Source organism: Pseudomonadota bacterium (assembly GCA_030775045.1).
Taxonomy (GTDB): Bacteria; Pseudomonadota; Alphaproteobacteria; order JALYJY01; family JALYJY01; genus JALYJY01.
In genome coordinates, this window is sequence record JALYJY010000009.1 from 1 (window position 1) to 20130 (window position 20130).

Below are 20130 nucleotides of genomic sequence, written 5' to 3' on the forward strand. Positions count from 1 at the left end.
CCTGAATACCCTGCGGATCGTGGAGGACTGCGGCCTGACGTGGCTGCACGTGTTCCCCTACAGCGCCCGCCAGGGAACGCCGGCCGCCCGCATGCCCCAGGTGTCCGCCCCGGTGCGGAAGGAAAGGGCCGCCCGCCTGCGCGCGGCGGGAGAGGTTGCTGTGCGAACGTTCCTGGCCGGCCGTGTGGGAACGACAGACCGTGTGGTGGTGGAAAAGGACGGCGTATCCGGTCATACGGAACATTATGCGCCGGTGCGGCTGACGGCCTCCTCTGTGCCCGGATCGCTGGTGCCTGTGCGCATCACAGCGGCAGATGGATCAGGCCTGATGGCTGAACCCGTCAGTCCTGCCTGAAATGGCGCAGGCCCCGCTGGATTTTGCTGGCGGCCACAACGGCGAGGGCCTGGCCGGCATCCGCGAGACAGCGGCTTCCGAAAACGGGAGCAATCATGCCCAGAAAAAGTCCCGCAGCCGATATTCCGCCGACAACTGCACGGATTGCCTGTCCGGTGCTGCCTGATTCCAGGGCCTGATACACAAAAAAGCCCCCTGCAGCAGGAAGGGAAAAGACGCTTCCAAGCCATGCTGCAGCGCCCATCCCGGCAAGAAAAGGCCTGTCAGGGAGGGGGGTTGTTATCTCGGCCCACCGCGCCTCTGCGGCCAGCCCGCGCACCAGGCCGGAGACCGGCTGTGTTGCGTATTTTTGATTCCTTTTCATACCCTTACCCGTCCGACCTGTTCTGAACGCCCTGATTATATACCGGGAATTGCTTTCATACAGAAGGAGTATCCGGTCTGGCGGAATTGCAGGCCGGCAGCTGGTTCCCCATAAAGTCCTGCATTACACATTACAGTGTATGTGTGGAGGACAATATGGCATCCGGAATCCTGAGAGCATTGTCCCTGACCGGTTTGCTGGCGGTTTCTGCCTGTGGACCGGAGGACAGGGGAGACACGCTGGCCCAGGTTATCAATGGTTCGGCCGGCACGGGATTTGATTTTTCCGGGCTGGACAGCCGTTGTTCGCGTCTGGAGATGAGTGACCGGGTCGATGGCCTCAACAGCTCCCACATGTTTGTAAACTGCGTCCTGCCCGATGAAAAAAATGAGGTCATGGCCCTGGAGCGGACTCATGGACCCGGCGATCAGGACAGGCGCTCGGCCACGGAATATCTGGAACCGGGAACCCTGCTGGCCCATGTTCCGGGTGAGGAGGAAGGCGAAGGCAGTATTGTTGTGCGAAGTCCTGATGGCGTTGTCCGCCATTTCCCTGAGGACAAGCTGTCGGCTGCGGAACTTGGCGCCTTCCGGACTCTGGCCACCCGGGCCATTGCGCATTTCCAGGGTGAGTCCGCAGGCCGCGCCCGGTTCCATGACCAGGAGGAACTGGAAGCGGATCTGCAGCGCCCCCGCTATCTGCTCATGCTGCAGCAGACGCAGCAGGATGTCCGGTCAGAGTACCTGGAATACCGGCCCGGATCCCTGATCGTGAACTATCGTTCGGCAGGCTGTATCGCCCTGTTTGGCGATTTCCCCCTGCTTGACGCGCCCGCACCAGCTCTCAACACCTCAGGCCGGTGCAGGGCACAGGGCATCCAGACTTTCGGCTACCGGCCGTTGATTACAGTCCCCTGATCAGGCTGTGGGGGCAGACAGGATAACAGTAGGCGGTTTCCGTATTGCAGGCTGCGTCCCTGCAGGGGGGTGCCAAATGATGACAACTGGTGCTTCCAGACGGGATTCGGGCGGCCCATAAATTCTGATAAAGGCATCAACAAGGGGTTTTATTACGTCTGTATAATCTGCAGCGGATATTGTAATGGCAATTTTTCCGGTTTCTCCGGTATGGCGATTTACAATTCCAATTCCCATAGCCTGAAGAATGGCGACCATTGCGGCACGGTTTTCTGTTGCGGAAAGCCACAGGGTGCGAGTCTGTGCGTCTTTATCATCTGACATCCTGTAGCGCCATACACCATCCGGATTCTTTTCAGATGCCACGGGGTCCCTGTCGATCTGCCAGTGGGCCCCAAAAAATCTTTTCCGGGTTCTGGTCGGAATGTCTGGCTGCATGGGCGTGTCCTGTTCATGTGCTGTCATGATCTGTATATCATGATCCCGGACAGTTTTTTGCTTTCATTCCAGGATATTCATCATGGCTTCGTCCCCCGTTTCCGGAAAAAGGCGCCGGACCAGCGGCATTTGCCTTCTGGTGATATTTTCTCTGGTCCTGGGGGCGGCCAGTTTCCTGGGCCGGTTCCACTGGGTTCTGGACAACCTGGGCCAGTTCCGCTGGCAGTGGGGTGCCGGTTTTCTGGTTCTGGCACCGTTGTCCTGGTGGGAAGAGTGGCGCCTGAAAAAACGTCCTGTGATGGCCGTTCTGTGTCTGGTGATGATGATTGTCAACGCGGCCCTGGTGGTGCGTCTGATGCCCGTCAGTCAGTATTTTCGGGAAGCGGAAATGCCACCCGGCAGGATGCGGTTCATGACCGCCAACCTGTACCACAGCAATCCCTGCCGCGAATGCTTTCTGGAGACGGTCCGGAAAACGGACCCTGATTTTCTGGCTGTGCAGGAGGTAAGCCATAACTGGGCTGCATCGCTGGAGGGACTCCGGCAACAGCTTCCCCACCGGGTTGTGAAGCCCCGGTATGACGCCTTCGGGATCGGCTTTTTCAGCCGCTGGCCTGTGGTGTCTGTGACACAGACCAGCCATGAGGGTGACGGGACTTTCCCGATGCTGCGGGCGGTTCTGGAAACGCCGGCCGGTCCGGTGGCCGTCATGGTTGTTCATCCGCCGCCACCGGCGGGCGGAGAGCTGGCCGCCATCCGGAACCACCAGCTGCAGGATATCGCAGACGATACCGCCCTGATGAAAGCCCCTGTGGTGGTCCTGGGCGATTTCAACGCCACGCCCTGGTCGCCGCATTTCCGGGTTCTGGAAAAGACCGGCGGTCTGCACAACGCCCTGTTCCTGCCCACCTGGCCGTCAGGAATCTGGCCCCTGTACATCCCCATCGACCACATCCTGGTGAAGGGCCTGGACGTTCTGGACAACAGGACAGCCCGCATCGAAGGCTCGGACCACCTGGCGCGGGTAACTGATGTGGCAGCGCAGGCTCTGAATGGCCTGGGACGATTTTCGCCGCGTTTATGAATTCCGGAGACAGGGATTTTATCTGTTCATGATTTTTGATAAGTTTTCTTCCTGTTAAAAGCCGATTGTTTCCATTCTGGCAGGAGAAAAACCATGTCATCACAGGCAAAGCTTTTTCTGGTTGCCCTGGCCGATGCTGCGGGCATGGCATGCAGTGCCGGCAACAGTTTTCTGGGAGATGCGGAAGATGCTCCTGCAGACGGCAGGAATCTCCTGGCTCGCTATTCCGTCATGGTGCCAAAAGGGTCCCTGACCTGGCAGGCCCTCCGGACAGCGACTTCTGACGGAAAGAGCGAGAGCCACACGATGGGTATTTACCTGGACAATTGTCCGGAGGCTGAAACCGCGCTGCTGGAGGATCAGGAAGGAGTCAGGAACTGGGGCAGTATCACAGCGGCACATGCTGCCCTGTGGGGAATATCAAGGGCGCCGGGACAGGCCGACGACGAGGGAAGCAGGAAGCTTGATGAACTGTATGTCAGCAGCCTCATCCGGTTCCAGAATGCGGTGGAAGGTTATTACAGCACCCTGTATTTCGCCCAGCTGGCATGCGGGGAAAATGACAGGGGAGAGGAATGGCTCAGAAAATGGCCCTGTCCGCCGGCAGCTGTTGAGAACCTGGCCATGGCAACAGTAAATCTGGGAGTCGGTGCTGAACAGTATGTGGGCACAGTCGGCAATCCCCAGGTCTTTCGGGACAGGAACACATTTCACAGTCTGTATGTTGCCGCCTTTGGCACCAGGGACGGGATGCTGAAAGGCTATCAGGGGACCCGCTTCCCCCTGTGGGCCGGAAGCAGTCCCCGATGCGTCAGGCCTGGATCACGGGTTGACGAGGATGCCACCAGGCGGGACAGGGGGTGGATGGAAGAAGGCGACCCCAACAAGGACCCCGGCCACTCCATTTCCAATTACGTAAGGACATACGGGCTGGATCCATGGAGATATCCGAAATCTCCGGGAGATGACAGTTCCGGACAGCCCGTGCCCTGAAATCAGGCCCGGGGGGCAGGGGCGGAATTTCTGACTGCTTCAGGGACCGGTACATTCAGGGTCCTGGCTGCAGCAACAGTATTCCCCGCATCAATGGCCACCGTACTGTAAAGTGTTCCCAGAACCCGGGATACCATATCCCTTGTTATGATATGATTTTCGGGGGGCATGGAAAGCCCCTGCTCTGTACACCATCCTGGAATTTCTTTCCCCTGATCCGGAGAAAAGCCGGACAGGGCAAATAGTGCATTCCTTATTTCCCGGCGACGGTCATACTTGGTCCGGAGATGGAAATAAATGTCGACCTTTCCGGAGAATGGTTCATCTTGCCCTTTTTGGGGAACCATCCCGGCCGGATCTACAGAGATCCAGTTGATTTCCCCTCCATATCCAAAATCGAAGACCTGACGCCCGGAGAAAAACTGCTTTTGTTCATTGACGTGCTGTTTTGTGACGCCAGTCATGGAGGTCTTCCTGAATTTTCCAGGTGAGCATAAAGACAAAAAGCCTAGGATTCTGTTAACGCAGCAGTCCGGCGACGAGAAATCCCTGGAATCCATACCCCCAGGTCGTGTACACAGGCCCCGGATTAACCGGGAAAAGCACCTATGAACATTCGCAACATCGCCATCATCGCCCACGTTGACCACGGCAAGACCACGCTGGTGGACGTTCTTCTGCGCCAGTCCGGCGCGTTTCGCGAGAACCAGCAGGTGGCCGAGCGGGCCATGGACTCCAACGATCTGGAGCGGGAACGCGGCATCACCATTCTGGCCAAGTGCACCAGCGTTCTGTGGAAAGACACGCGCATCAACATCGTGGACACCCCCGGCCACGCCGACTTCGGCGGCGAGGTGGAGCGGATCCTCAGCATGGTGGATGGCGTGGTGCTGCTGGTCGACGCTGCCGAGGGTACGCTGCCCCAGACCAAGTTCGTGCTGGGCAAGGCGCTGAAGCTGGGCCTGCGCCCCATCGTGCTGATCAACAAGATTGACCGCCCCGACGCCCGTCCCGACGAGGTGCACAACCAGATTTTCGACCTGTTCGCCTCGCTGGACGCCAGCGACGAGCAGCTGGATTTCCCCACCCTGTACGCCTCGGGCCGCAACGGCTGGGCCGCAGAAAGTCTGGATGCGCCACGGGAAAACATGACTCCGCTGTTCGACCTGATCGTGCGCCATGTGCCCGCGCCAAAAGTCCAGGACGGCGGGCCCTTCCGCATGCTGGCCACCACGCTGGAGGCCAACCCCTTCCTGGGCCGTATTCTCACAGGCCGTATCCAGTCCGGCACGGCAAAGGCCAACATGGCCATCAAGGCCCTGTCCCGCGACGGCTCTGTCATCGAAACCGGCCGCGTGACCAAGATCCTGGCGTTCCGGGGGCTGGAACGCGTGGGTATCGACGAGGCCCAGGCGGGCGATATTGTGGCCATTGCGGGCCTGACAAAGGCGACCGTGGCCGACACCCTGTGCGATCCGTCGGTGACCGAGCCGATCCCGGCACAGCCCATTGATCCGCCCACGCTGGCCATGACTTTCTCGGTCAACGACAGTCCGCTGGCGGGCCGCGAGGGTGACAAGGTCACCAGCCGCATGATCCGTGACCGCCTGCTGCGCGAAGGTGAGGGCAACGTGGCCATCCGCGTCACGCCCAGTGCTGACGGCGACGCGTTCGAGGTGGCGGGCCGCGGCGAACTTCAGCTGGGTATCCTGATTGAAACCATGCGCCGCGAGGGGTTCGAGCTGTCCATCTCCCGCCCCCGCGTGCTGTTCCGCACCGAGGACGGCCAGCGCATGGAGCCCATCGAGGAAGTGGTCATCGACGTGGACGAGGAATACTCGGGCACGGTGGTCAACAAGATGTCCGAACGCAAGGCCGAGATGACCGAGATGCGCCCCTCCGGCGCAGGCAAGGTGCGCCTGGTGTTCCTGGCGCCCTCGCGCGGCCTGATCGGCTATCAGAGCGAATTCATGACCGATACCCGCGGCACGGGCGTTATAAACCGCCTGTTCCACGGCTATGTGCCCCACAAGGGCGCTGTGGCCTCCCGCCATACCGGTGTGCTGATCTCCAACGGCGATGGCGAGGCGGTGGCCTATGCCCTGTGGAACCTGGAGGAGCGTGGACCGATGATGATCGACCCGGGCGCGAAAGTGTACCAGGGCATGATCATCGGCGAGCATACCCGTGGCAACGACCTGGAAGTGAACGTGCTGAAGGGCAAGCAGCTGACCAATATCCGCTCGGCCGGCAAGGACGAGGCTGTGCGCCTGACTACGCCCATCAGGATGACGCTGGAAAAAGCCATGTCTTATATCCAGGACGATGAGCTTCTGGAGGTCACGCCCCAGTCGATTCGTCTGCGCAAGAAACACCTGGATCCCAACATGCGCAAGCGCATGGAAAAGCAGAAAGAAGAGTAAAAATGTTATTTTCTATTGTTTGGTTTTTCTGTTGAAATTATTATATGAATATTTTGTTTTATAGACTTTCTGGAGAATATTGATTATGTAGGCCACAAGTGCTGGCTACCTTTCTTCCACAAAACTGGCAGCAACATTAAAGGAAGACCAGGAGCTGTGGAACAGGCAGCCCGCCTGCAGTCCCTGAGTCCGGCTAATCCGGGAACTGGCAGATTTTGAGGCTGGTCTATTGGGTTCTGGCTCTGAAAGGATATGGATTTCTGCCCCGAAAATGCCTTTCAAAAGCCACGGCTCCAGCATGGTAAAGCCATATCCGGCCTCCCATATGGAAGGCATGGAGGAAGCCATGAAAACCATTCTGCGTCGTACACTGCTGGCTGTGGCCCTGGTTTCAGGGCTGATGGCCGTTCCGGTGGCATACACACCTGCGCTGGCCGGCGAAACCATGAGGATCAACCACAGCCGGCAGGATCATGTGCGCCATGACCGCGGCCGCTGGGATCGTCATGACCGCTGGGACAGATATGACCGGCGGGACCGGTATCACCGGCATTATTACTATGGCCCCCGGTACCGGTCGTCTTCCGTTGTGGTCTGGGCCGTGCCGCCTGTTTCGTCCTATTATTCTTCATCCCGGACGGTGATCGTCAACCAGCCGGTCCCGTTACAGGCTCCGCTGCCGGCCGTTCCGGCCTCCGACCCGTATTATGCTCCCGACGGAACCCTGTGCCGTGAATACCAGAGCCATTCCAGCATCAACGGCGTGATCCAGCAATATTACGGCACGGCCTGTCTGCAGCCGGACGGAACCTGGCGGGTCGTGAGGTAGCCTGCCCCGACCAAACAGGTAATGGCCATCTGGCTTCGGTTTTTTCTGTGCTTTCCACTTTTATTCCTGCGGAGCCACGGCCAGGAAAGAAGCCAGTATGAAGGAAGTTTCACTGACCGCAGGAGCCGTCCGCAGGTTGTATTGCCTGGATCCTGAGTGAATCCTGGTAAATTTTTTACATATGTTTGTTTATCCTGTGCAGGATTCCAGTTTTTCAGGATCTGCATGAAGATTTCCTACGCTAGGTTTGTACAGCAGATTTTTCCCGAAAGGGATGGTCTGGATATGAAAAACGCACCTGCAGGATTTTTCAGGATAAGGCATCCCTTCAGGATATATTTTTCCGCGCTGAAGGATTCAATAGCCCGTTTCAGGAAAAACCGGGCTGCCCATAATTCAGGGGGTTCGGGTATCGCGAGGGCCTGGCACTACATAAGGGGACTGACATCCGCAGTCAGCAGTATTACAGCGGAATATGCTGTTATGATCCTGTATGGCAGGGGTTTTATCGTTCTGGGCGGGCAGGATACAGTTTTTATTATGCACAGGGACCGGGAGAACCGGCCTCTGAAAGGCCATGAGGCCACACATCTTCTGCAGAACCGGTACTGGCATGATCCCAACCTGTACACCGAGAATTTTGCACCAATGCCAGCCGTGAATTTCGAGGATGTTTCCGCGTATTATGGTGACAGGGGCTCTCCTGAAGCCATGCGCAGGGCCGGAGAAGTTGTCAGGGATACTGCTTACCGGATTGAGATTCAGGCCCGTCTCGTGGGGGTCATGCTGGAAGGGGAAAAATTCTGGGGGAGAAAGCCCGCCACCAGGGCGGAATTTCTGGCCGCCCTGATTGATCTGGGCTGCGAAGTGTGGATCAATCAGGAAATATCAAAACCCGGCGAAATTACTGACAGGGAATGGGAAGCAGCGCGAAAGACGTTCAGTTCCTCAGGCATTCTTGCCGCAAGCAGCCATAACCGGAATCTGAACGGCCTGGCCCAGGGTGTAGGGTGTTTTTACGTGTCGTCTGTTTACGAGGATCCGCCAGGAGCCTGCGCTGCAGGAGCGTCAGCCATTCTGCGCTTTGTGACAGAAATCATGCCCCTTCTGTACGGCACGGCCCTTGAGATGTTCGGGGATACCCGGGGCCGGATGCGCATGGGGTTCCAGACCGGAGACTCGCCGCTGGCACAGCATGGATATACCGGTGAAAAAATCTTTATGCTCAAACTGATGCGCGGCGAATGCACACGGTTTGAAAATGCCCCTGTCAGGGCGGACAGCACATTCATCGTGCGTGCCTTTGATGCAGCATCCCTCATGCGGGACCCCTCAGGTTTTTACAAAGCCATGGCCAAAGCCATCCTCGCCCCCGAAAACGAAAATTTCCTGAAAAAATATGCTGGCCCGTTTCCCGGAATCCTGCTCCGTCTGGCAATGAAGGATGAAACCTTTCTGCCTGTGGCCCACCGTCTGAAAGATCTTGGTTATGTCCCTGAACAGTCACGCACCAGGGAACTGCAGTTCCTGCAAGGAATGATGACCAATCCCCGCTGCGACCAGAAGATACGGGACAGGGCCTCCAAAATCGTGGCGGGTCTTCAGAAAAAACCAGGTCCCGCACTGGCCTGAGCGGGGATGACAGAACCGGCTCTTACGCCGCCTGTTTGCGGTACTCCATGATCCGGCGTTCCATTTCGGGGCGGAAGTGGCGGATCAGGCCCTGGATGGGCCAGGCGGCTGCATCGCCCAGGGCGCAGATGGTGTGGCCCTCGATCTGTTTGGTCACATCCAGCAGCATGTCGATTTCCTCGACCCTCGCGTTACCCTTCACCATGCGCTCCATGATACGCCAGATCCAGCCGGTGCCCTCGCGGCACGGCGTGCACTGGCCACAGCTTTCGTGCATGTAGAATTTGGACAGGCGCGCGATGGCCTTCACGATGTCCGTGCTCTTGTCCATCACGACCACAGCGGCGGTGCCGAACAGCGACCCGGCCTCGCGCACGCCGTCAAAATCCATGATCAGGTTCTCGCACTTGTCCTTCGGCAGGACGGGGCACGAGGCGCCGCCCGGAATGATGGCCAGCAGGTTGTCCCACCCGCCGCGCACGCCGCCGCCGTGGCGGTCGATCAGCTCGCGGAACGGAATGCCCATGGCTTCTTCCACGTTGCAGGGTTTGTTCACATGGCCCGAGAGGCAGAAGATCTTGGTGCCGGAATTTTTCGGCCGGCCGATGCCCGCGAACCAGCTGGCGCCGCGGCGCAGGATGGTCGGCACCACCGCGATGCTCTCCACGTTGTTCACCGTGGTGGGGCAGGCGTACAGGCCCGCGCCGGCCGGGAAAGGCGGCTTGTTGCGCGGCATGCCCTTCTTGCCTTCCAGGCTTTCGATCAGGGCTGTTTCCTCGCCGCAGATATAGGCGCCCGCGCCCCGGTGCAGGTAGATGTCCAGGTCCCAGCCGCTGCCGCACGCATTTTTGCCGATCAGACCGGCGGCATAGGCTTCGTCGATGGCCTTCTGGGTGTTCGAGGCCTCGCCGGCAAACTCGCCGCGGATATAGATGTAACAGGCCTTCGCGCCGATGGCAAAGCTGGCGATCAGGCATCCCTCGATCAGCTTGTGCGGATCGTTGCGCAGGATGTCCCGGTCCTTGCAGGTGCCCGGTTCGCCCTCGTCGGCGTTGATGACCAGATAGTGCGGCTTGCCCGTATCGGTTTTGGGCATGAAGGACCACTTCAGGCCAGTGGAAAAGCCCGCGCCGCCGCGTCCGCGCAGGCCGGAGTCCTGGACTTCCTTGATGATCGCCTCACGGCCTTTTTCAAGCAAAGTCTTCGTATTATCCCAGTCACCGCGCTTGCGGGCGCCATCCAGGAATGGACTCTCAAAACCATACAGGTTGGTGAAAATGCGGTCTTCGGATTTAAGCATGGGGTCTCTCTAGCGGGCAATCCTGTTGCCGCGGCGGATCTTTTTCTGAAGCTGCAGGATGCCGTACACCAGCGCCTCGGCCGACGGTGGGCATCCGGGGACGTAGATGTCCACGGGCACGATGCGGTCGCAGCCGCGCACCACCGAATAGGAATAATGGTAATAGCCGCCGCCGTTGGCGCAGGAGCCCATGGAGATGACCCAGCGCGGCTCGGCCATCTGGTCGTACACCTTGCGCAGGGCCGGGGCCATCTTGTTGCACAGGGTGCCGGCCACGATCATCACGTCCGACTGGCGCGGGCTGGCCCGCGGAAATACGCCGAAGCGGTCCAGGTCATAGCGGCTGAGGTAGGCGTGCATCATCTCGACCCCGCAGCAGGCCAGACCGAACGTCATGGGCCACATGGACCCGCTGCGGGCCCAGTTCATCAGGCCTTCCAGCGTCGACATTACAAACCCGCCGTTCTGCGTTTCGGCGGACACGGCCTGGAAAAACGGATTGCTGTCCTTGTCCGACAGGGCGGGCGTGGTGGGCGGGGTTATTCCCATTCCAGGGCTCCCTTTTTCCATTCATAGACAAAGCCGATAGTCAGAACGCCCAGGAACACCATCATGGACCAGAAGCCGAACATGCCGATGTCCCCCAGCGAAATAGCCCAGGGAAACAGGAAAGCGATTTCCAGGTCAAAGATGATGAACAGGATCGAGACCAGATAGAACCGCACGTCGAACCGGCGGCGGGCATTGCCAAAGGACTCGAACCCGCACTCATAGGGGGACAGTTTTTCCGGGTCCGGCTTCTGTTTGGCCACAAGGAACGGCACGCCCACAGCCACGATCGACATCACGGCGGCGATCACCAGGAACATGAGGATGGGCAGGTACTGGACCACCAGCGGGCTGGTCATGTGCTTAACCCTGACTGCGGCGGGTGACTGCTGCGTCGCTGCGGTGCGCGGATCCTCATGTACATTGTGTACACTCCGGTCCTGTGCTCCTCGCTCTTGACATTCCCCGCGCCGCAGCGGGTTATGCCAACGTATAAAACGCCCATGGAATGCCACAAAAACAGCCCGGAAGCAAGGGCAGGGCAGTGGTATGCGCCAGCCCGTCTGATTACTTTCAGGAATTTATGGCATTCTGGGCGAGGTGAAAAATAAGGAGTTGATCATGAAAACCCGCGACTCAGCTCTCAGCCAGCTGAAGGCTCTGGAAAAACTCTGTCTGGGAACGGGGATTGATGAACATCCTGATTCTCACGGGAAAGTGGAGGCCTGTGAGCAGGCCTGCAATTCTGTTCTGGGGGCAGAATCAGGCTCCGGGCAGGACGGGGAAATAATGGCAGCCACTCTGTGGCCTGCTGTCTTCCGGGCCAGGCGGGCGGCCTTGCGCTCCAGTGTGGCGGCCCTGATTCTGGGTCCGGGACTTCTGGACCGGGAGGGCTGGTCCCGGAGCGACAGCTGCGCAGAATCTGATAATCAGGAAAAATACTTCCGGCAGACAGTCGCCTCCGGGAATGCGGGAAGTCTGGCAGGGTCGGATTATTTCAGGCACGGATTGACCCTGGGGCATTTTGTGAAAGAGGGTTTGAATGCGGAAATTATGGGTCTTTCCGAAGACCATATGAACAGGATCATTAATGGCAGTATCCTGGAAAGAGCCGCGTTCCGGCCGTTTCTGTCCCGGATGATGGAAAAGGATTTTCTGGCAGAGGCTGCCGGATGGCTGGAGACTTTCCAGTACCATGAAAACGATATGGTCCTGCGCTATATATTGCCAGTGGCCGCTGTGATCCTGAAGCGTGCCGGATATGACGGGCAGATGGAAAGCATTGCGGATGTGGAGCCGGCGATGCAGTGGATAGAAAGCCGCCCTGCCCGCAACTGGACTCTGGAACAGGATAAAGTCCGGCCTGCCGGGACCCCCCATGCCTGATTTTGACCGGACAGCCCTGAAAGACATCATGGATCTGTGTCTGGGCCCTGGAATTGACGGGCATCCGGATCCTGTCAGTGTATGCCTGCAGATGGCCCAACTCATGGAGAGTCTTGATGCCATGGCGCAGGATCCGGGGCAGGATGGCCAGGCTGCAGATGCGCAGAAAGATTTTCTGGAGCCTTTCTTTTACAGGATCCGGGCTGCGGCCATGCGGTACACCCTGAAAGAATGGATAACATCGGGAATGCGTCCCGCTTTTGGGCCGGACGACCCTGCTGATGTCATTGAATGGAAAATTTCCTGGATATCCTGGCTTGAAAATGAAACAGGTTCAAAGGTATTCGGCCTGAGCCGGGAACAGTTTATTGCTCTCAGAAATTTTGCCTTTCTGGGTCAGATATGGCTGGAAGACATGTTGACAAAAAGCCGTCTGGCGGAGGCTGAAATCTATCTTCAGGAGACTTCTGCGGCAGAGACCCGGTCAGGGCAGAATAACTGTCTGCTTCTGGCTGACGCCGTGCTGAGGCAGGCCGGGTACACGGAGCAGATCAGAACGCTGGCTGATGCAAGACAGGCATCGTGCTGGATTATGCGTCACCCGGCCCGGAACTGGACCCTGGACAAGGCCCTGGGGGTGAAGGTTCAGGAGTCGGCAGTGGCCCCCGCCGCCGTACCGGGGACGTAGGTCAATCAATACGCTGTCATCCCGACCGAGGCCTTTGGCCGAGTGGAGGAATCCCAAAGAGATCCTTCGACTGCGCATCCTTATCAGGATGCTACGCTCAGGATGACGACGTCACTCTTGCAGCGAAAAAGCCGTCCAGGCCGCCCCGGTCGGGCCAGTGGCAGGGCAGGGTGCGCAGGAAGCCTTCCGGTGTGACGGCTTCTGCCAGGCCGCCGGTCTCTTCTGCGGTGACAGGCTGAAGGGTCAGGGACGGATGCCGCGCCAGCGCCTCCCGGATGATGTGTTCTCCCTCTTCCGGCTGCAGCGAGCAGACGCAGTAGACCAGCACTCCGCCCGGTTTCAGCATGCCCACGGCGGCATCCAGAAGCCGGGCCTGGGTCACGGCCAGCTTTGCCACGTCTTCCGGCCGTTTCAGCCAGGGGATGTCCGGATGGCGGCGGATGGTGCCGGTAGCGGTACAGGGCGCATCCAGCAGGACGGCGTCCACTGAAGAGTCCGGTTTCCAGTTGGCGGCATCAGCCACGACCATACGGGCGTTCAGGTGCAGGCGGGCCAGGTTTTCCGTTACCCGCTCCATCCGTTTTTCAGAGCGGTCCACGGCAATGATATCCCCGCCGGCAGCGGCCAGCTGGCAGGTTTTTCCTCCCGGCGCGGCGCACAGGTCCACCACGGTCTTTCCGTGTATATTGCCCAGCAGTTTCACGGGCAGGGCTGCAGCGGCGTCCTGGACCCACCAGGCGCCTTCGCTGAAGCCGGGAAGGTCTGTCACCAGACCCCCGCCGGCGCGACGCAGGGTTCCTGTGGGCAGGGCCACAGCCTCCAGCCGTCCGGCCCATTCCTCCGTTTGATCTGGCGACACCAGGGAGAGATCCAGTGACGTCTCGACCAGGCTGGCCCGGGCGATCTCCAGGGCTGTTTTTTCTCCCCATGCTGAGGTCCATGACTCCAGAAGCCACGCCGGCATGTTCAGGCGCGCCTCGTCCTGTACAGCCACAATCGCCTTGCCCTCACGGACTGCCCGGCGCAGGAGGGCGTTGATAAAACCTTTGGCATGGCCTTCCTTCCGCTCCTCTGCCAGATCCAGGGCCGTGCTGACGGCAGCGTGGGGCGGGGTGTCCAGAAACAGGATCTGGGCCAGGCCCAGGCGCAGGATCATCTGCACCGTGTCCGAAGGCGGGGTCGGGGCCCACAGGGACACCAGCGCGTCCATCTGTCCGGTCCGGCGCAGGACGGTGGTGACCAGCAGGCGCACAAAGGCCCGGTCACGGCTTTCCAGCCTGGACAGATCGTTGTGGACGGCCAGGGTTTCATCCAGCGCCTGGTGGCGGTGGATAACGGCGTCCAGACAGTCCAGGGCAATGGACCGGGCGGAAGGGGAGGAATGTTTCATGGGGGAAGGATAGGGACACAGCCACAAAATGCAATGCGGATTCACGGACTGGCCAGAAAGCTGTCCGGTATGGTATCCGTTAACAGGAACAGGAAAGATAGGCATTATGTCTGGCACCCATCCATTTCTGGACGCCCTGTGGAAAAGGGGTTGCGGCTTTCTGGGTGTGGACCTGGCCATCATGGGCGGGGCCATGACCTGGGTGTCCGAGCGTACCCTGGTCTCCGCCATCTCGAACAGTGGCGGGTTCGGGGTGCTGGCCTCCGGCTCCATGTTGCCCGAGCTTCTGGATGCCGAGATCGCCGCCACAAAAGCCCTGACGTCAAAGCCTTTCGGGGTCAACATCATCGTCATGCATCCGCGCCTGGAGGAGCTGATCCAGGTCTGTGCCCGCCATAACATTGGCCATGTGGTGCTGGCCGGCGGCCTGCCTCCATCATCGGCCATCGAGGCAGTCAAGGCCTGGGGTGGCCGGGTCATGGCTTTTGCCCCCGCGCTGGTGGCGGCCCGGCGGCTGGTGCGTATGGGCGTGGATGCCCTGGTGATCGAGGGGGCCGAGGCGGGCGGGCACATCGGCCCGGTTTCCACCTCGGTTCTTGCCCAGGAAATCCTGCCGGAAATCCGGGAAATTCCTGTTTTTATCGCCGGCGGCATCGGCCACGGCGAAGCCATCGCGGCGTACCTGTCCATGGGGGCGGCGGGGGTGCAGCTGGGCACCCGGTTTGTGTGCGCCGCCGAATGCATCGCCCATCCGTCCTTCAAGAAAGCCTTCCTGCAGGCCAATGCCCGGGACGCTGTACCTTCCGTCCAGGTGGACCCGCGCTTTCCGGTCATTCCCGTGCGCGCCATCGCCAACGGGGCTACCCGGCGCTTTATGGAGGCCCAGCGCGAGATCATCACCCGCCACGACCGGGGGGAACTGACCCTGAAAGAGGCCCAGCTGGAAATCGAGCATTTCTGGGCCGGATCCCTGCGCCGGGCTGTCGTGGACGGGGATGTGGAAAACGGATCCCTGATGGCCGGGCAAAGTGTGGGGATGGTAACGAAAGAGCAACCAGTTTCTGTCATCATGGCAGAGCTGGTCGGGCAGACAGAGGCGGCGCTTGGTCGCAGATTTGCAGCGGCGTTGCCGGCAGGGGATTGACGTTCTTTTGTTCTGCCAGAACCCGTTCCCGAAATCCGCTGCCGTCAGCGGATCGCCACCGTCTTTCGAGAACCGGCGCGCAGCGTACACGAACGTACGTGAGCACCGGAAGCGCAGAAAGACAAGGCAGGACGCCACGGCAGTCAGGGTTTGGGGGGCGGGTTCGCGGGGAGGTGTCATGGTTACTGGCGTCAGGTCCTCTGGAAAGCGTACCGCAAAACGCTCCCCGCCGCGGGGAGAGGACCTGCGTCGCCTGCTGGCCAGCCTGCGGGACGTCATGGCCGGCTCGGGGCCCGTCCAGGCCCGTCTTGACAAGATTGTCCAGCTGATCGCCGCGGAAATGGGCGCGGATGTCTGTTCCTGCTATGTCATGCGGGCCGGCGAGGTGCTGGAGTTGTTCGCCACGGTGGGTCTTAACCCGGCCGCTGTGCACCGGACCCGCCTGCAGGTAGGGGAAGGGGTGGTGGGCGAGGTGGCGTTCCGGGCCCGGCCGCTGGCGCTGGCCGATGCCCAGACCTGGCCGGGCTTTGCCTGGCGACCCGAGACGGGGGAGGAACCCTTCCATGCCATGCTGGGGGTGCCCGTCCTGCGCGGGGGCCGTGTCCAGGGTGTCCTGACCGTCCAGGGCCGGGAAAAGCGCAACTATGTGGCCGAGGAGATCGAGGCCCTGCAGACCGTGGCCATGGTGGTGGCCGAGCTGATCGCGGGAGGCGAGCTTGTGCCAAAGGGAGAGGTGGTGGCGGACTCTGGCTCTGACCTGACGCCGTCGCGCCTTCAGGGCACCGGCCTGCACCGCGGCGTTGCGGTGGGTACGGCCATCCTGCACCACCCCCGGCTGGCCATCCGCCAGACGGTGTCGGACAATCCGCGGCGGGAGCGGCAGCGCCTGAAACAGGCCCTGGACCGGCTGCGGCTGTCCCTGGATCACCTTTACGGGAAATTCCTGCAAAAAGGGGACAGGGAGCATCTGGACATTCTTGAGACCCACCGGATGTTTCTGGCCGACCGGGGCTGGCTGGCGCGTATCCACGAGGCCATCGGTACGGGCCTGACGGCCGGCGCAGCGGTCCAGAAGGTCCAGGATGACATGCAGGCCCGGATCAGCGGGGAAGACCACGCCTGGATGAAGGAGCGGCTGGCCGATCTGGACACCCTGACCACCCGCCTGCTGCAGTATCTGGAAGGCGGTCCGGCGGGGCCGGGAAAGGCGTTGTTGCCTGCGGATACCATTCTGGTGGCCCGGACCATCGGCCCGGCCGAACTTCTGGAATATGACTTGTCCCGCCTGCGGGCCCTGGTGCTGGAAGGCATTTCCCCCAACAGCCATGTGGCGATCATCGCCAGGGCCATGGACATTCCGGTGGTGGGCGACTGCACGGACGTCATGGGCCATATCGAGCCCATGGATCCGCTGGTGGTGGACGGGGAGAACGGGCAGGTGTTCATCCGCCCGCCCGAGGATATCCTGACCTGGGCCCGGCAGATCATCGAACAGAAGGCCGTGCGGCGCAAGGTGTGGGATTTCTCCCGGGACCTGCCGCCGGTGACCCGGGATGGCATCCGGGTGTCCCTGAACCTGAACTGCGGCCTGCTGATGGATCTTGATCACCTGGACGAGACCGGGGCGGACGGCGTGGGCCTGTACCGCACCGAGATTCCCTTCATGGTCCAGTCCGAATATCCGGACGTGACCCACCAGACAGAGCTTTATACCCGGGTTCTGGACAAGGCAGGCGCACGGCCTGTTGTGTTCCGGACCCTGGATGCGGGGGGAGACAAGCCGTTGCCCTCGTTCCCCGCCCCGCACGAGGATAACCCGGCCCTGGGCTGGCGGGGCCTGAGGATCGGGCTGGACCGCCCCCACATGCTGCGCCGGCAGATCCGGGCCCTGCTGCGGGCGTCCCGGGGCCGGACCCTGCACCTGATGTTTCCCATGGTGTCCGAGGTGGCCGAGCTGGACCAGGCGCGTGCCCTGGTGGATCTGGAGCGCAGGCGCGCCGGGGAAAGGGAAGGCGGGACGATGCCGGATGTCAGGGTGGGGGTGATGCTCGAGGTTCCGGCCCTGCTGTGGCAGCTGGACGCCCTGTTGCCCCGGGTGGATTTCATCTCGGTCGGGTCCAACGACCTGATGCAGTACATGTATGCCTGTGACCGCGCCCACCCTTTCATGGCGCACCGGTACGATCCCCTGTCCCCGGGGTTTCTGGGCATGCTCAGGGCCTTGGTCCAGGCCGGGACGCGCGCCGGGAAGGAAATATCGGTCTGCGGCGAGATGGCCGGCAAGCCCCTGGACGCCATGGCCCTGCTGTGCCTGGGGGTCCGGTCCCTGTCCATGGCCTCCACCTCTGCCGGGCCGGTCAAGGCCATGCTGCGCAGCCTGGATGTGGGGAAAACAGCGGCATATCTGGACACCCTGATGTCCGGCCCTGGCCACAGCCTGCGTGAACAGCTGCGCCAGTACGCCCTGGACCACGGGGTGGTGCTGTAGGCATGCGGACAATCAAACGGATAATGGCCGCCTGGCATCGGTTTTCTCCGCTCCCCGTGCTTACGTATATTTCTCGCACGCCCCGGACTCCATAACAGGAAAATAGGCCTTGTAGTCACGAAAAAAGGATAAATCACCTTTTTGCCGGGAATAAATGGCAAAAATTTCCGGCAACCGGAACCGGATTCCGGGCCGGGAAAGCAAAAAAAGACATTTTTATGCGCGGGAAAATTTCAACAGCAACAGCATTTTATATAGAATTACAACTTCTGGTCGCGCTCGAATCGTTTGACGAAACAATTTCCAGCCTGTTATGAATCTCCCATCGAGGGTGTTTTGCCTTCGAAGCAATGCGGGTACCCCGGAGAAGGTACCCCGTAAATAACAAAAGCCGCGACAAGCGGAGCGCCGCCAACGATGCGGTAACAATGAACGAGACATGTGATGTACGCAACGTCGCCAGGACGACGGTGGATTTCCGCCGCTGCTGTTGCTGTGATGGTTTTCACGGCCCTGCCCGGAAGCTCCGCCAGCCTTGCCCGCGAAGATCGTACCGACCGGGGCCCGGGATGTACCATGTATATCCTGCAGGCCGAGAAGGACTATGGCATCCCCCGGGGCCTGCTGCTGTCCCTGTCCCTTGTGGAAAGCGGACTGGGCGGTGAACCGTACCCCTGGGCCATCAACATGGCCGGCAAGAGCATCTGGGCCGAAAGCCGCGATGACGCTGTTCGTCGCATGACGGATTCCCGCGGCAACATCCGCCGCAACACCATGGCCGGCTGTATGCAGCTGTCCGTCTTCCTGCACGGCCGCCAGTTCAGCTCGACCGAGGATCTGCTGACCCCCCGGCAAAACGTGGATTATGCAGCCCGGTACCTGAAGCGCCACTATAACCGGTTCGGCGACTGGGTTCTGGCCGTCAAGCGCTATAACGGCGGTACCACAGCCCAGAAAGCGGCCTATGCCTGCCGTATCTGGAATACCTGGAAAAGGCTGCCCTCCGGCGACCGCGAGGGGATCCGCGCTCCGTCCTGTGACAAAAAGGGCTCGGCCCCCATTTCGGACGAGGTGCACAACCTCTTCGAAACCTATACCCTGGCTCAGGCTGAACTTCCCTGAGATGTGCCGGCAATCAAACGGATAATGGCCATCTGACTTCGGATTTCCGGGCTTCCGGTGCTCACGTAACTTTAACGTACGCTGCGCTCCGGTTCTCGAAAACGCTTGTCATCTGGCTCATTCTGCGTTGATTGCCGGCACATCACTGTTTTTCTTTCTGGCCGAAATGGCAGGACACCCTCATGAACTATCGCCATATCTATCACGCCGGCGGCTTTTCGGACGTTTTCAAGCATGTGATCCTGACGCATGTTCTTCTGTACCTGCGCGGAAAGGACGCGCCTTTCTGTGTCCTGGATACCCATGCCGGGATCGGCGTGTACGATCTGGACAGTCCGGAAGCCCTGAAAACCGGCGAGGCGCAGGAAGGAATCCACCGCCTGCTGGCCTGCGAGAGCCATCCCGAAGCCCTGAAGCCCTATATCGAGGCTGTCCTGGCCGTGAACGGCGGTGCAGGGCCTGTGCACCGGTATCCCGGCTCTCCGGCGCTGGCCCACCATTTCCTGCGCCCCGGAGACAGGCTGGTGCTGGCCGAGCTGCATCCGGCCGACGCCCGTACCCTGAAGCGCCTGTACCAGGACGATCCCCGGGTGGCAACCCACAGTATGGACGGCTATACGGCCCTGAAAGCCCACCTGCCGCCGGTGGAAAAGCGGGGCGCTGTCCTGACCGACCCGTCCTTTGAGGTGCCGGACGAATTTTCCGCCATGGCCGCCGGGCTGGTGACCGCCTGGCACCGCTGGCCGGGGGGAACCTATATGCTGTGGTATCCCGTCAAGGAGCGGGCCACCATATGGCGTTTCGAGGAAACCCTGATCGCCAGCGGGATCCGCCGGATCCTGAAGGCCGAGATGCTGGTCCATCCGGAGGATGATCCCTTCCGTCTCAACGGCTGTGGCATGATCATCGTCAATCCGCCCTGGCAGCTGAAGGGCACCCTGGAAGAGGTGTTGCCCTTCCTGTGCCGTACCCTGGCGCCCGCGGGGCAGGGATCGGGATCCGTCACCTGGCTGGTTCCGGAATAAGGC

The 20130-nt window shown here is 60.5% G+C and carries 20 protein-coding genes; 13 read left to right on the plus strand and 7 right to left on the minus strand.

The genetic code is table 11. The annotated features are described in order from the left end of the window. Positions 1 to 355: tRNA (N(6)-L-threonylcarbamoyladenosine(37)-C(2))-methylthiotransferase MtaB (locus tag M3O22_01410; GenBank protein MDP9195421.1), on the plus strand; the 355-nt coding region annotated here is incomplete at its 5' end. On the opposite strand, the gene M3O22_01415 is transcribed toward M3O22_01410, so the two are convergent. After that, positions 342 to 719, minus strand: a complete 378-nt coding sequence (locus M3O22_01415) for a hypothetical protein (protein MDP9195422.1) — start codon at positions 717 to 719, stop codon at positions 342 to 344. The genes M3O22_01410 and M3O22_01415 overlap by 14 nt on opposite strands. 155 nt (positions 720 to 874) lie before the next feature. On the opposite strand from M3O22_01415, the gene M3O22_01420 reads away from it, so the two are divergent. Then, positions 875 to 1636 (plus strand): hypothetical protein, encoded by a 762-nt coding sequence (locus M3O22_01420; protein ID MDP9195423.1) that lies wholly within the window; start codon positions 875 to 877, stop codon positions 1634 to 1636. On the opposite strand, the gene M3O22_01425 is transcribed toward M3O22_01420, so the two are convergent. Then, the gene (locus tag M3O22_01425; GenBank protein MDP9195424.1) at positions 1637 to 2101 is read right to left on the minus strand and encodes a hypothetical protein; all 465 of its coding nucleotides are present in this window, start codon (positions 2099 to 2101) and stop codon (positions 1637 to 1639) included. Positions 2102 to 2156: 55 nt separating this feature from the next. On the opposite strand from M3O22_01425, the gene M3O22_01430 reads away from it, so the two are divergent. Together M3O22_01430 and M3O22_01435 are read left to right on the plus strand one after the other, a co-directional pair. Next, on the plus strand, positions 2157 to 3158 hold the full coding sequence (locus tag M3O22_01430) for an endonuclease/exonuclease/phosphatase family protein (protein MDP9195425.1): 1002 nt from the start codon (positions 2157 to 2159) through the stop codon (positions 3156 to 3158). Positions 3159 to 3251: 93 nt separating this feature from the next. Beyond that, complete coding sequence (locus tag M3O22_01435) at positions 3252 to 4151, plus strand: hypothetical protein (protein ID MDP9195426.1); 900 nt, start codon at positions 3252 to 3254, stop codon at positions 4149 to 4151. A gap of 2 nt (positions 4152 to 4153) precedes the next feature. On the opposite strand, the gene M3O22_01440 is transcribed toward M3O22_01435, so the two are convergent. Further along, positions 4154 to 4321 (minus strand): hypothetical protein, encoded by a 168-nt coding sequence (locus tag M3O22_01440; protein MDP9195427.1) that lies wholly within the window; start codon positions 4319 to 4321, stop codon positions 4154 to 4156. A gap of 438 nt (positions 4322 to 4759) precedes the next feature. On the opposite strand from M3O22_01440, the gene typA reads away from it, so the two are divergent. The 3 genes from typA to M3O22_01455 all read left to right on the plus strand — a co-directional run bounded on the left by typA (position 4760) and on the right by M3O22_01455 (position 9035). Then, complete coding sequence (gene typA, locus M3O22_01445) at positions 4760 to 6574, plus strand: translational GTPase TypA (protein MDP9195428.1); 1815 nt, start codon at positions 4760 to 4762, stop codon at positions 6572 to 6574. 346 nt (positions 6575 to 6920) lie between these two features. Further along, the gene (locus M3O22_01450) at positions 6921 to 7403 is read left to right on the plus strand and encodes a hypothetical protein (protein ID MDP9195429.1); all 483 of its coding nucleotides are present in this window, start codon (positions 6921 to 6923) and stop codon (positions 7401 to 7403) included. Positions 7404 to 7886: 483 nt separating this feature from the next. After that, complete coding sequence (locus M3O22_01455; protein ID MDP9195430.1) at positions 7887 to 9035, plus strand: hypothetical protein; 1149 nt, start codon at positions 7887 to 7889, stop codon at positions 9033 to 9035. A gap of 22 nt (positions 9036 to 9057) precedes the next feature. On the opposite strand, the gene nuoF is transcribed toward M3O22_01455, so the two are convergent. From nuoF to M3O22_01470, 3 genes are read right to left on the minus strand one after another with little or no spacing between them, the layout of a single operon-like run. After that, positions 9058 to 10335, minus strand: coding sequence for an NADH-quinone oxidoreductase subunit NuoF (gene nuoF / locus M3O22_01460; protein MDP9195431.1), 1278 nt, complete (start codon positions 10333 to 10335; stop codon positions 9058 to 9060). A 9-nt stretch (positions 10336 to 10344) separates the two neighbouring features. Continuing rightward, complete coding sequence (locus M3O22_01465) at positions 10345 to 10884, minus strand: NADH-quinone oxidoreductase subunit B (GenBank protein ID MDP9195432.1); 540 nt, start codon at positions 10882 to 10884, stop codon at positions 10345 to 10347. Then, positions 10875 to 11243 carry an NADH-quinone oxidoreductase subunit A gene (locus M3O22_01470; protein ID MDP9195433.1) on the minus strand — a complete coding sequence of 123 codons (369 nt, stop codon included), beginning with the start codon at positions 11241 to 11243 and terminating at the stop codon, positions 10875 to 10877. Before M3O22_01470 ends, M3O22_01465 begins: the two co-directional genes overlap by 10 nt. Positions 11244 to 11505: 262 nt before the next feature. On the opposite strand from M3O22_01470, the gene M3O22_01475 reads away from it, so the two are divergent. Both M3O22_01475 and M3O22_01480 read left to right on the plus strand, forming a co-directional pair. After that, a complete protein-coding gene (locus M3O22_01475) occupies positions 11506 to 12270 on the plus strand; it encodes a hypothetical protein (protein ID MDP9195434.1) in 765 nt (254 codons plus the stop codon). Continuing rightward, positions 12263 to 12958 (plus strand): hypothetical protein, encoded by a 696-nt coding sequence (locus M3O22_01480; GenBank protein ID MDP9195435.1) that lies wholly within the window; start codon positions 12263 to 12265, stop codon positions 12956 to 12958. The genes M3O22_01475 and M3O22_01480 overlap by 8 nt, the downstream gene beginning before the upstream one ends. A 97-nt stretch (positions 12959 to 13055) precedes the next feature. Here M3O22_01480 and M3O22_01485 read toward each other — a convergent pair whose 3' ends face one another. Next, on the minus strand, positions 13056 to 14348 hold the full coding sequence (locus M3O22_01485; GenBank protein MDP9195436.1) for a methyltransferase domain-containing protein: 1293 nt from the start codon (positions 14346 to 14348) through the stop codon (positions 13056 to 13058). A gap of 106 nt (positions 14349 to 14454) precedes the next feature. On the opposite strand from M3O22_01485, the gene M3O22_01490 reads away from it, so the two are divergent. From M3O22_01490 to rlmJ, 4 genes are all read left to right on the plus strand, one after another. Then, on the plus strand, positions 14455 to 15492 hold the full coding sequence (locus M3O22_01490; GenBank protein MDP9195437.1) for a nitronate monooxygenase: 1038 nt from the start codon (positions 14455 to 14457) through the stop codon (positions 15490 to 15492). Positions 15493 to 15670: 178 nt separating this feature from the next. Next, positions 15671 to 17980 (plus strand): phosphoenolpyruvate--protein phosphotransferase, encoded by a 2310-nt coding sequence (ptsP, locus tag M3O22_01495; protein MDP9195438.1) that lies wholly within the window; start codon positions 15671 to 15673, stop codon positions 17978 to 17980. 444 nt (positions 17981 to 18424) lie between these two features. Beyond that, complete coding sequence (locus M3O22_01500; protein MDP9195439.1) at positions 18425 to 19102, plus strand: transglycosylase SLT domain-containing protein; 678 nt, start codon at positions 18425 to 18427, stop codon at positions 19100 to 19102. 182 nt (positions 19103 to 19284) lie between these two features. Continuing rightward, positions 19285 to 20127, plus strand: a complete 843-nt coding sequence (gene rlmJ, locus M3O22_01505) for a 23S rRNA (adenine(2030)-N(6))-methyltransferase RlmJ (GenBank protein ID MDP9195440.1) — start codon at positions 19285 to 19287, stop codon at positions 20125 to 20127. The last annotated feature ends 3 nt before the right edge of the window (positions 20128 to 20130 follow it).